Source organism: Enterobacter sp. 6722112 (genome assembly GCF_058661685.1).
In genome coordinates this window covers 3,473,859-3,485,669 of the sequence record NZ_JBZWGR010000007.1, presented here as the reverse complement: position 1 = coordinate 3,485,669, position 11,811 = coordinate 3,473,859, and the positions used below count along the sequence as shown (strand labels likewise).

Genomic DNA, 11,811 nt, shown 5'->3' with positions numbered 1-11,811 from the left:
CAGATGAGGCAACGAACGATGAGTGTAACCGGAATTGAAAAGCTGGAATTTGGTGTGGAAGACCTGACGCACTGCGCCAAATTTATGCGTGATTTTGGCCTGACGGGCGATGCCAGCGGCCAGCGTTTCACCACCCTGAGCGGCGCGCGCGTGGAGCTTAACCCGATCGACAGCCCCGACCTGCCGCCCGCATTTGAAGCGGGCAACACCCTGCGCCGCATGACCTGGGCGGTTGCCAGCCAGTCTGATCTGGACGCGCTGCGCCCGAAGCTGGCGCAACAGCCAGGTTTTCGTGAAGTGGGCGACGCGCTGGAGTGCCTGGACCCGAACGGCATGACGCTGCGCGTGCAGGTGACCCAGCAAACTGACGTGGAGCTGAACGTCGAGCCGATTAACCAGTGGGGCGATGCCCGCCGTATCGACACCCCCAGCCCGGTTTACGATCGCGCCCAGCCGATCAACGTGGGGCATGTGGTGTTCTTCGTGGAAGAGCTGGCGGCAGTGGAGAAATTCTACCGCGAGGTGCTCGGCTTCCAGGTCTCGGACCGCTATATCAACCGCGCCGTGTTCCTGCGCTGCGGCGTGCGCGGCGGCCATCACAACCTGTTCCTGCTGCAACTGCCGAACCGCAAGCGCGGCCTCAACCACGTGGCCTTCACCGTGCGCGACATCCACGAGGTGATCGGCGGCGGTATCGCGATGAATAAACATGACTGGAGCACCTTTATCGGGCCGGGCCGTCATCCGGTGTCGTCGGCGTACTTCTGGTACGTCAACAGCCCGACCGGCGGGGCGTTTGAGTATTACACCAACGATGATTACCTGACGGAAAACTGGCAGCCGCGTGAGCTGGAGCATTCCCTGGTCTCCTTTACCGAGTGGGCGGTGGAAGGCGGGATTGACCATGACACACGCCGCCAGCAGAAAAAGCCGGAGGCGGTATGACGTCGCGCATTGTCATTATCGGCGGCGGCCAGGCGGGCGGCTGGGCGGCGAAAACCCTGCGCGATGAGGGTTTCGACGGCGAGATTTGCGTGGTAGCGGAAGAAGAGTGGGATTTCTACGAGCGCCCGCCGCTGTCAAAAGCGTCTTTGCTGGAGCCGGACGCGGCGCTCCCAAGGCTGTTTAGCGACGAGGTGCAGCAGGCGCTGAACCTGGCCTGGTACCGGCCGCTGCGCGCTGAATCTGTCGATCGCGATGAGAAAAAAGTCGTTCTTAGCAACGGCGAGCAGCTTAGTTACAACATCCTTTTAATCGCTACCGGCGGTCGGGCGCGCCTGCCTTCGCAGGCGTGGGCCAGCCATCCGCAGGTCTATACCCTGCGCCACTGGCAGGACGCGCAGCGCCTGAAAAGTCGTCTGGCGGAAAGTAAAAAACTGGCGATCGTCGGCGGCGGCTGGATCGGACTGGAGATTGCTGCCTCGGCGCGGAAAAGCGGCGTGGCGGTCACCCTGTTCGAGCAGCAGCCTGCGCTGTGCATGCGCTCGGTGAGCGGCGAGGTGTCGCAGCGCCTGGAGGCCATCCACCGCGAGCAGGGGGTGGAGATCCGTACCGGCTGCGGTGCGCTGGAGCTGGAGGACGACGGCGGCCTGCCGGTCATCCACTGCGACGGCCAGCGTGAAACCTTTGATGCGGTCGTGGTTGGGATCGGCGTCGATCTCAATCTGGAGCTGGCGCGCGATGCGGGGCTGAAAACCGGGCGCGGGATCGTGGTGGATGCCCAGGGACGCACGACGGATCCGTTCATCTTTGCCGCAGGAGATGTCGCCCAGCACCATCACTACGGGCTGTGCATCCAGTCCTGGGCCTTCGCCCAGAATCAGGCTGCGGCGACGGCGAAAGCGATGCTCAACCCCGATGCGCCAGGCTATGACGACGCGCCGTGGCTGTGGTCGGATCAATATCAGCACAATATTCAGATCCTTGGTATTCCGCAGCCAGGCAGCAGAACGGTCGTGCGTGAAGAGGCGCTGTACTTCTCGCTGGACGACAACGGGAGGCTGACGCAGCTGGTGGCGTTCGACGATGCGCGTACCGTCAAGCTGGCGAAGCGCTGGATGGCGGCGGGGCGGGATCTGTCCGACGTGCCGCTCGCCGACCCGACCTTTTCACTGATGTCACTGCGATAGCTAACCCGCACCCGTAGGGGGAGAGATGACCACACTAGAGACTAACACCGCACCGGTTGAGGCGAGCGGTGAGGGGACCCGCACGCCCGAAAAAGCGGTGCGCTGGGCCATCCCGCTGTTGCTGCTGGCCTGCGTGCTGCTGGCGTTTTTCGACAAAATCAGCATCGCGGCGCTCTTTTCGGATACCCATTTCCAGCAGGCGATGGGCATTGATTTCGACACCACGCGTCTCGGCATTTTGATGAGCGCTTTCCTGCTGAGCTATGGCTTCTCATCGGTGTTTTTAAGCGGTTTAGGCGACAAAATCGCGCCGCTGCGCCTGCTCACCGGGATGATGGCGGTGTGGTGCGTGCTGATGGTGGCGATGGGCTTTACCCATAACTACACGCTGATGATCGTCCTGCGTATTCTGCTGGGCGTGGCGGAAGGACCGCTGTTCCCGCTGGCCTTTGCCATCGTACGTCACAACTTCCCCCAGCATTTACAGGCACGCGCCACCATGCTGTGGCTGCTGGGTACCCCGGTGGGCGCGGCGATTGGTTTCCCGCTCTCCCTCTGGCTGCTGAACACCTTTGGCTGGCAGAGCACTTTCTTTGTGATGGCCATGCTTACCGTGCCGGTGCTTATCTTTGTGCGCATTGGTCTGCGCGGGATCCGCCTGGAGGCAAAACCCGGCACCTCGCAGGCGTCCCGGGACGAGCGGCGCGCGGCGCGGCGTGAGCTGTTCGTCAGCCCGCACTTCTGGATCATCTGCATCTTTAACATCGCTTTCCTGACCTATCTGTGGGGCATCAACGGCTGGCTGCCGGGCTACCTGATCAAAGGCAAAGGCATTCATCTGGAGCACGCGGGCTGGCTGTCGTCGATGCCGTTCATCGCCATGCTGGCAGGGGAAGTGATTGGCGCGTGGCTCTCGGACAGGGTCGATAAGCGCGCGGCGGCATGCTTTATCTCCATGGCGGGGGCGGCCGTCGGGCTGGCGGCGGTGATGCACCTTGATACCCCGCTGGCCGTCATCGCGGCGATGAGCTTCAGCACCTTTATGTGGGGCACCGGCGCACCCAACATTTTCGCCCTGCTGGCGAAGGCCACCCATCCCCGGGTGAGCGCCACGGCGGGCGGTATCTTCAACGGGCTGGGAAACTTTGCGGGCGCGCTGTCGCCGGCGGTGATGGGCGCGCTTATCGCCTTCACCCACAGCATGGATTCCGGGCTGATTTTTCTGGCGGTGATGGCGGCGGTGGGCTGCGTCCTGTTACTGCCGCTGCTGAGACGTTACTGAGGAGAGTGTCATGACTGATTCAACCGTAACCAACACAACAGGCATCAAACCTGACCATCTGACGATGGAAGAGTGGGTCGAGTCGCGCATCGCGCGCTTCGAAGGCCGTAAATACGACTGGAACGCGCTGAAGTTCCAGGCCGATTTTGACCCGAAATACCGCCGGGCGCAGATGCGCTACATCGGCACCGGCGCAACGGGCGTCGCGAACGACACCAACACCGTGCAGGCGGACCATTTTACCTTCTCCACCATGGTGCTGCCGTCGAAGTGCGAAGGACCGCTGCACCTGCACGACGACGTGGAAGAGGTGTTCTTCATGCTCAAGGGGCAGATCACGCTGATGATCCAGGACGGCGACAACTACACAGAAACCGTGCTGCGTGAGCGTGACCTGATCTCCGTTCCGCCGGGCATCTATCGCGGCCTGTTTAACCACGGCGAAGAAGAAGCGCTGATGTGCGTCATGCTGGGGACCAACAAGCCGGAAATCCCAACCTATCCGTCCGACCATCCGCTTTCCAAAGTGAAGCGGAACTAAGGGGGGCATGATGACGGGTTTTCGTGAACAGGGAAGCGGTATTCCGCTGATGCTGCTGCACGGGATCAGCTCCGGCGCCGCCTCCTGGCACAAGCAAATGGCGCTGAACGGTTTTCGCGTGCTGGCGTGGGACATGCCCGGTTACGGCGAAAGCCCGATGCTGGCCGTAGCGCGGGCGAACGCGGGGGATTACGCCGACGCGCTGGCGGCGATGCTGGATCGCGCCGGTGTCTGGCAGGCAGTGCTGGTCGGCCATTCCCTGGGGGCGCTGGTGGCCAGCGCCTTTGCGGCAAAGTTCCCGGATCGCGTCATTCATCTGGTGCTGGCCGACGCCGCGCAGGGGTACGGCAATGCCGCGCCGGAGCAGCGGGAGCAGGTCTGGCGTAACCGCGAGCAGCAGATGGCGCTGGGGGGCGACATCCTCGCCCAGACCCGCGCCGCGAAGCTGCTGCGCCCCGGCGCGCGCGCGGAAGATATCGCCACCGTCGCGGCGGGCATGCGGGCGCTGCGCCCGGAAGGCTACCTTGCCGCCGCGTGGATGCTGGCGCATGACGATATCCACGGCTGGCTTAAACGCTACTCCGGCACGTTTGAAGTCTGGTGCGGCGAGCAGGATGCCATCACCCAGCCGGAACTGGTTCAGGGTCTGGCGCTGCGCTACGGCATGCCGTTTATCGCCATTCCGCAGGCCGGGCACGCCAGCTATCTCGATAACGACGCGTTTTTCAACCAACAGCTTTTACGCATTAACGAAGAGGTGCGCGATGAATGCACAAATTGACGGGCGCGTAGCGGTCGTTACCGGCGGTTCTTCCGGCATTGGCTTTGAAACGCTGCGCCTGCTGCTGGGTGAAGGGGCGAAAGTCGCCTTCTGCGGCCGTGACCCGGACCGGCTCGCCAGCGCCCATGCGACGCTGCAAAACGAATTTCCTCACGGGGAGATTTTTGCTTACCGCTGCGACGTGCTGAACGCCGACGAAGTTCAGGCCTTTGCGGATGCGGTACAGGCGCGTTTTGGCGCGGCGGATATGCTGATCAACAACGCCGGGCAGGGCTACGTGGCGCACTTCCATGACACCCCGCGCGAGGCGTGGCTGCACGAAGCCGAACTCAAACTGTTCGGGGTGATTAACCCGGTGCAGGCGTTTCAGCCTCTGCTGGAGCAGTCCGACATTGCCTCTGTTACCTGTGTGAACTCCCTGCTGGCGCTACAGCCGGAGGAGCACATGATCGCCACCTCTGCCGCTCGTGCCGCGCTGCTGAACATGACGCTGACGCTGTCGAAAGAGCTGGTGGGCAAAGGTATTCGCGTCAATTCCATTCTGCTCGGCATGGTGGAATCCGGCCAGTGGCAGCGCCGCTTTGAAAACCGGGCGGACAAAAGCCAGAGCTGGCCGGAATGGACGGCGGATATCGCGCGCAAGCGAGGCATTCCGATGGCGCGCCTCGGCAAGCCGCAGGAGCCCGCGCAGGCGCTGCTGTTCCTCGCTTCGCCGCTGGCCTCGTTTACCACCGGCGCGGCGCTGGACGTTTCCGGCGGCTTCTGCCGCCATCTGTAAGGACACATCATGAAAAAGGTAATGTTGATTGGTTTTGGCGCCATGGCGCAGGCGGTGATTGAGCGCCTGCCCGCCGGCGTGGCTATCGGCTGGATCGTGGCGCGCGCGTCTCACCATGCCGCCATTCACGACCAGTTTGGCGATGCGGTTGAGGCGCTGACGTCGCCGATGGCGTGCGCACAAACGCCGGATCTGGTGCTGGAATGCGCCAGCCAGCAGGCGGTGGCCCAGTACGGGGAAGAGATCCTGCGTCGCGGCTGGCATCTGGCCGTCATTTCCACCGGCGCGCTGGCGTACAGCGCGCTGGAGCAGCGTCTGCTTGCTGCGGGCGGAAAAATGACCCTGCTTTCCGGTGCGGTGGCCGGTATCGACGGGCTGGCGGCGGCGAAAGAGGGCGGCCTTGAGCGCGTTACCTATCAATCGCGCAAAAGCCCGGCCAGCTGGCGCGGCAGCTATGCCGAGCAGCTTATCGATCTGAATGCGGTGTCAGAGGCAAAGGTCTTTTTTGAAGGCAGCGCCCGCGAGGCGGCGCGCCTGTTCCCGGCGAACGCCAACGTGGCGGCGACCGTGGCGCTCGGCGGCGTCGGGATGGACGACACCCGCGTGCAGCTGATGGTTGACCCGGCAACGAAACGTAACACCCACACGCTCCATGTGGAAGGATTGTTCGGCGAGTTTCATCTGGAGCTGAGCGGACTGCCGCTGGCTTCTAATCCTAAAACCTCCACCCTGGCGGCACTGAGCGCGGTGCGCGCCTGCCGCGAGCTGGCCCTGAGCTGAGGAGAGACGATGGACGATCTGAAGATTTTTATCGGCGGCCAGTGGCGACACGGCGGCGGCAACCCGATGCAGAGCCACTTCCCGGCAGACGGGTCGATCAACGCGACGCTGAACGCCGCCAGTCTGGATGACCTTGAGGAGGCGGTAGACGCCGGGGAGCGCGCCTGGCGCGATCCCGCATGGCGTAACAGCCTGCCGCACATGCGCGCGAAGATCCTGCATAAGGTTGCCGATCTCATTGAATCCCGCATCGACGCGCTGGCGCAGATGCAGAGCCGTGATAACGGCAAGCCGCTGGCGGAAGCGCGCGGGCTGGTGATGAGCGCGGCGGGAACGGCGCGCTACTTTGCCGCCGCCTGCGAGCTGCTGGAAGGGGAACTTCCGACGCCGCGCCAGCCGGATCTGCTGACGCTGAGCCGCTATGAGCCCCTTGGCGTGGTGGCGGCCATCACGCCGTGGAACTCGCCGATTGCCAGCGAAATGCAGAAGGTCGCACCGGCGATTGCCGCCGGGAACGCGGTGATCCTCAAGCCCGCCGAAGCCACGCCGCTGATGGCGCTGGAGCTGGCGCGGATTTTTGAACAGGCCGGGCTGCCCGCCGGGCTGCTGAGCGTCCTGCCGGGTAAAGGCTCGGTGATTGGCGATGCGCTGGCGCGTCATCCTCGCGTGCGCAAAATTTCCTTTACCGGCGGTACCACCACGGGCCGTCATCTGGCGCACGTGGCGGCGGAAAAACTGATCCCGGCCTCGCTGGAGCTGGGCGGCAAATCGCCGACCATTGTGCTGGAGGATGCTGATATCGAACAGGCCGCGCGCGGGATCTGCTATGGCATTTTCAGCTCGGCGGGGCAGGCGTGTATCGCCGGGTCGCGGCTGTTTATCCACGAGAGCATTTACGCCCCGCTGATGGCGAGGCTGCTGGAATTAACTCGCGGGCTGCGTGTCGGACATCCGTTTACCGACGGCGTGCATGTCGGACCGCTGATCGGCGAAAAACATCGCCAGAGCGTGATCCAGTACGTCGAACTGGCGAAGCGTGAAGGGGGCCGCGTGCTGTGCGGCGGCGAGATCCCCGCCGATCCCGCTCTGGCAAACGGCAGCTTTTTCCAGCCCACGATTATCGAAGGGCTGAGCAACATCGCCCGCGCCTGTCAGGAAGAGATCTTCGGCCCGGTGCTGGTGGCGATGCCGTTTGGCGATGAAGCCACGCTTATCCGCGAGGCGAACGACTCGGTTTACGGCCTGGCGGCGGGGATCTGGACGCGCGATACCGGGCGCGCCCTGCGTCTCAGCGAGCAGCTGGAGGCAGGCACGGTGTGGATCAACACCTACAAAGTCTTTGCGATTTCGACCCCGTTCGGGGGCTTTAAAGAGAGCGGTCTGGGCCGCGAGAAGGGTATCCAGGGGCTGAAAGCCTGGATGCAACAAAAGAGCATTTATCTGGCGACGGGTAACAGCGTCAACCACTGGTGCGACTGAGAAAGGGTGAGCAATGAGCGAAATGATAACCGTCGGCGACGCCATCGCCAGAACGCTGGAGCAGTATCAGGTTGAGGCCATCTACGGCGTCATCTCTATTCACAACCTGCCGATCGCGGATGCGGTTGGGCAGCGGGGCAATATCCGCTTTGTGCCCGCGCGCGGTGAAGCCGGTTCCGTCACCATGGCCGATGCCCACGGGCGCTTTTCCGGCCTCGGCGTGGCGCTGACCAGCACCGGCGCGGGGGCGGGGAATGCGGTAGGCGCGCTGGTGGAAGCCATGAATGCCTGCACGCCGCTGCTGCATTTAACCGGGCAGGTTGAGAAAGCCTGGCTGGACGCCGACACCGGGTTTATCCATGAAACCCGTGACCAGCTGACCTTCCTGAAGGCCAGCTCAAAACGGGCGTACCGCATCAGCAATGCGAATCAGGCGATAGCGATTCTGCATAAAGCTATCCAGGACGCGCAGACCCCGCCGTGCGGACCGGTCTCGGTGGAAATACCGATTGATATTCAGGGCGCCAAAATTCCGCTGTCGCTGGTGACTAAACCGGTTAAACCGGCATCGGTTCCAGCCGTGGATACCGGAATGGTTGACGCGCTGTGGGCGCAGCTCAAGCAGGCGAAACAGCCGCTGCTGTGGCTGGGGGGCGGGGCGCTGGGCAGCGCTGAGGCGGTGAAAACGCTGGCGGATGCGGGTATCACCGTGATTTCCAGCACCCACGCGCGCGGCGTGCTGCCGGACAGCCACCGCGCCAGCCTTCGCGCGTTCCACAACTCGCCGTCGGTTGAGGCCCTGATTGCGCAGTGTGATTTTACGCTGGTGGCCGGTTCTCGCCTGCGCAGCAACGAAACCCGATCCTGGACGCTTGAGCTGCCTTCCCCGCGGGTGCAGATCGATATCGACCCGGCGGCGGCAAGCCGTAACTACCTGATGGATAGCACGTTGATAGCCGATTGTTCAGCGGTGCTTGGCGCGCTGGCTGAAAAAGTACAGGGCCGCGAGTGGGGCAGTCCCCAGTGGGATATGCAGGTGCAGCAGGCGGTCGGGCAAGCTGAGCAGGGGCTGCGCGAGCAGTGCGGCGCCTATGCGAAGCTTAACGACGCCATAGCAAAAGCCCTGCCGAAAGATGGCCTGCTTGTGCGCGATATCACCGTGTCCGGCAGCCTGTGGGGTAGCCGCCTGTTCAGGGCTAACGGTCCGCTGATGAACATTCACTCCCTCGCCGGGGCGATTGGTATGGGGCTGCCGATGGCCATCGGCACCGCGATTGCCAACCCGCAGCGCAAGGTGGTGGGGCTGGTGGGCGACGGCGGCCTGAGCCTCAATTTAGGCGAGCTGGCGACGCTGGCGCAGGAGAAAGCCAACGTGACGCTGCTGGTCATGAACGACGGCGGCTACGGGGTGATGCGCGGTATTCAGGATAAGTATTTCGGCGGGCGTCAGTATTATAACGCGCTGCATACGCCGGACTTTACCCTGCTGGCGCAGGCGATTGGCCTTCAGGCGTGGAGCGTTGAGCGGGCAGAGGATTTTGATGCGGTGATGACGGAGGCGCTGGCGATGCCGGGGCCGTCGGTAGTGGAAGTGCGGATGGGGCAGATTGGCGCCCTGAAGTTTGCCGGGCCGCCGCAGAAGACGCTTTACTAGCTGTTTCCCCTCATCCTAACCCTCTTCCACAGGGAGAAAACGGTAGGCCGGGTAAGGCGAAGCCGCCACCCGGCTTTTTTCATCAGAACACGTTAAACGGGTATTCCACGTAAGCGCGGATCTCGTCCCCGCCGACGTTGTACTCGCTGGCGTTGCTGGAGACGCGCAGTACGGAGTAGCGCAGCTTCAGCTTCAGATCTTTCGCCGGGCCATCCTGCACCTGGTACTGGATCTGGTTAAACCACTCGTGTTCTTTGCCATTGCTGGTTTCAGAGGTTTTGATGTTATCGCCGCGCACGTAGGCGGTGGTCCAGCTCAGGCCCGGTAAGCCAAGGCCGCCAAAGTCCAGACCGTAGGATGCCTGCCAGGAACGTTCATCTTCGCCGTTGAAATCAGACCAGTAGGAGTTCGCCAGCCAGATGGTGTTACCGCCGTCACCCACTCCGCCTTTGTCGCGATAGCCGCCGTAGTTGTAGCCGGTACTGCCGCTGCTCTGCTGGTACGCCACTTTGAACGTGTGAATGTCCCAGATATAGCTCGCTGCCAGGCTCCAGATGGTGTTGCTGCGGCCCGTGTTGAGGCTGTCCGCGTAATGCTGGTCGAGACGGGAGTTATAGCCGTTGAAGTCGAGCACCAGCTGCTGCCCGGTACTGAACGGCTGTTTGAAGTTCATGCCCAGGTACTGCTTGTTCATCACCTCTTCGTTATGAGAGGCGTACAGCGCGCCGCTGAACTGGTCGTTAAACTGATAGCTCGCACCGCCGAAGGAGAGGCTCTTCAGTCCGCTGTCGTGGCGGTCATCGCTTTTACGCTGCTCGTCGGTGAAGTAACCGGCGTTGACTTCCAGACCGTCGATCTCTTTCGAGGTCAGCAGGGTGCCGGTGTAGCTTTCAAACAGCAGGCGGGAGCTGTCGGATGTAATGATTGGCAGTTCAGGACGCTGGTTCCCGTAGCTCAGCACGGTATTGGAGATGCGCATTTTGGCCGTCGCGCCAAACTTTGCCAGATCGGATTTTGCCCGGCCGTCGTCTTCCTGCTTAAAGAAGTCGATGCCGCCCGCGCCGCTCTTGCCGCGGCCACCGTCCAGACGCACGCCATACTGCGCGATACCGTCCACGCCGAAGCCCACCAGCCCTTCGGTATAGCCGGATGCAAACGTGGCGATGATCCCCTGACCCCATTCGGCTTTGTCCTGCTGGCCCTGATGGTAGTCGCGGCTGATATACGCATTGCGTAAAAACAGATCCAGATGGCTGTCGTCAATAAAACCCTTGCTGTCGGATTGCTGGCTTGCGGCGGCAGGTAATGCGGCAAATAAACTTAAAGCAATTAATGATAATTCTTTTTTCACGGAGGGAACGTCTCTGTCTGGATATATTAATTTGAATAACTGCGGAAGAGATAATTACCGGAAAAAGTAACCTTTGCAATAATTATGTGACCAGACATTTCAGAGTGGCAGGGTAGATTTGGCGGGGCTTTCAGGGGTGTTATCGATACGTGCTTTTAAGTTAACAATTCATGCGAAATAAAAAGGAGGCAAAACTGCCTCCTTCTGAAATTATTTAATTCCGTCTGCCGCCATACGGTCGCGAATATGCTGCGCACGCTCTTCCGAAGCCGGGTGATCGTCAAACATGGAGCTTTGACGGCCCTCCTCCAGTTTCGCCAGTTTTTCGAAGCTGGTAGCTAAACCCGATGGATTGATGCCGCGTTTGCGCAACAGATCGTAAGAGTAGTCATCCGCTTCCGACTCCTGACGCTGGGAGAACTGCGAGTTCACCAGTTTTTCGCCCACGTCGCCCAGCTGCGACTGGGACAGGCTGCCGACGATGCCGCCCGCAGAGGCCGCCGCTGCGCGCACGGCATTGGTGCCCAGCGCAACCTGCATCCCTTTCTTCACGTGACCCAGTGCAACGTGACCCATTTCATGGCCGATCACCGCTTCCACTTCGTTGTCGGTCATCATGTCCATTAGGCCGCTGTAAACGCGGATACAGCCGTTCGCCATCGCAAAGGCGTTGACGTCTTTCGCCATATACACCTTATAGTTCACCGGCTGACCGTTAATGTTGTCGCCCAGCGCGGAAGCAATCTTGTTCAGACGCTGCGTGTAGGTGCTGTTTGCCGGGGCAAGCGTAGCTTTTCCATCCATATCCTTACAGGCCTCGTCGCTCAACGCTTTCACCTGCGCATCGCTCAATGAGTAGGCCTGAAAAGCTTCTGCGCCTGAGGTCATCAGGCCGTTAGAATCCATATTCTGACAGCCGCTTAGCAGGAGCGTTGTTCCCACAGCCAGCCCGATTGCACGCATTTTCATGATGTTGCTTCCGTACTCGTTAATCTGAATTAATTCCGAAAAATGCACCGTCAACGAAGCCGGTGTC

The 11,811-nt window shown here is 61.7% G+C and carries 11 protein-coding genes; 9 read left to right on the top strand and 2 right to left on the bottom strand.

What is annotated here, in order from left to right:
* Positions 1-18 precede the first annotated feature (18 nt).
* Genes AC4OVU_RS18090 through AC4OVU_RS18050 form a run of 9 tightly spaced genes read left to right on the top strand, consistent with a single transcriptional unit; the run spans position 19 to position 9,424 of the window.
* Positions 19-945, top strand: coding sequence for a VOC family protein (locus AC4OVU_RS18090; RefSeq protein ID WP_015571827.1), 927 nt, complete (start codon positions 19-21; stop codon positions 943-945).
* Positions 942-2,129, top strand: a complete 1,188-nt coding sequence (locus AC4OVU_RS18085) for an NAD(P)/FAD-dependent oxidoreductase (RefSeq protein ID WP_110292421.1) — start codon at positions 942-944, stop codon at positions 2,127-2,129. Before AC4OVU_RS18090 ends, AC4OVU_RS18085 begins: the two co-directional genes overlap by 4 nt.
* A gap of 25 nt (positions 2,130-2,154) precedes the next feature.
* The gene (locus AC4OVU_RS18080; protein WP_491928761.1) at positions 2,155-3,411 is read left to right on the top strand and encodes an MFS transporter; all 1,257 of its coding nucleotides are present in this window, start codon (positions 2,155-2,157) and stop codon (positions 3,409-3,411) included.
* 10 nt (positions 3,412-3,421) lie between these two features.
* Positions 3,422-3,952 carry a cupin domain-containing protein gene (locus AC4OVU_RS18075; RefSeq protein ID WP_015571824.1) on the top strand — a complete coding sequence of 177 codons (531 nt, stop codon included), beginning with the start codon at positions 3,422-3,424 and terminating at the stop codon, positions 3,950-3,952.
* Between the two features lie 10 nt (positions 3,953-3,962).
* Positions 3,963-4,733, top strand: coding sequence for an alpha/beta fold hydrolase (locus AC4OVU_RS18070; protein ID WP_032619068.1), 771 nt, complete (start codon positions 3,963-3,965; stop codon positions 4,731-4,733).
* Positions 4,717-5,511 carry an SDR family oxidoreductase gene (locus AC4OVU_RS18065; protein ID WP_015571822.1) on the top strand — a complete coding sequence of 265 codons (795 nt, stop codon included), beginning with the start codon at positions 4,717-4,719 and terminating at the stop codon, positions 5,509-5,511. Before AC4OVU_RS18070 ends, AC4OVU_RS18065 begins: the two co-directional genes overlap by 17 nt.
* A 9-nt stretch (positions 5,512-5,520) precedes the next feature.
* Positions 5,521-6,291 (top strand): aspartate dehydrogenase, encoded by a 771-nt coding sequence (locus AC4OVU_RS18060; RefSeq protein WP_110292420.1) that lies wholly within the window; start codon positions 5,521-5,523, stop codon positions 6,289-6,291.
* Positions 6,292-6,300: 9 nt separating this feature from the next.
* Positions 6,301-7,770 (top strand): aldehyde dehydrogenase, encoded by a 1,470-nt coding sequence (locus tag AC4OVU_RS18055; RefSeq protein WP_110292419.1) that lies wholly within the window; start codon positions 6,301-6,303, stop codon positions 7,768-7,770.
* A gap of 13 nt (positions 7,771-7,783) precedes the next feature.
* Positions 7,784-9,424: a thiamine pyrophosphate-binding protein gene (locus tag AC4OVU_RS18050; protein ID WP_045907076.1), complete on the top strand. Its 1,641-nt coding sequence runs from the start codon at positions 7,784-7,786 to the stop codon at positions 9,422-9,424.
* A gap of 82 nt (positions 9,425-9,506) precedes the next feature.
* Here the strand turns inward: AC4OVU_RS18050 and AC4OVU_RS18045 are convergent, their stop codons facing one another.
* Both AC4OVU_RS18045 and loiP read right to left on the bottom strand, forming a co-directional pair.
* Complete coding sequence (locus AC4OVU_RS18045) at positions 9,507-10,775, bottom strand: OprD family outer membrane porin (RefSeq protein ID WP_017382910.1); 1,269 nt, start codon at positions 10,773-10,775, stop codon at positions 9,507-9,509.
* A 210-nt stretch (positions 10,776-10,985) separates the two neighbouring features.
* Positions 10,986-11,744: a metalloprotease LoiP gene (loiP, locus tag AC4OVU_RS18040; protein ID WP_017382909.1), complete on the bottom strand. Its 759-nt coding sequence runs from the start codon at positions 11,742-11,744 to the stop codon at positions 10,986-10,988.
* Between the last annotated feature and the right edge of the window lie 67 nt (positions 11,745-11,811).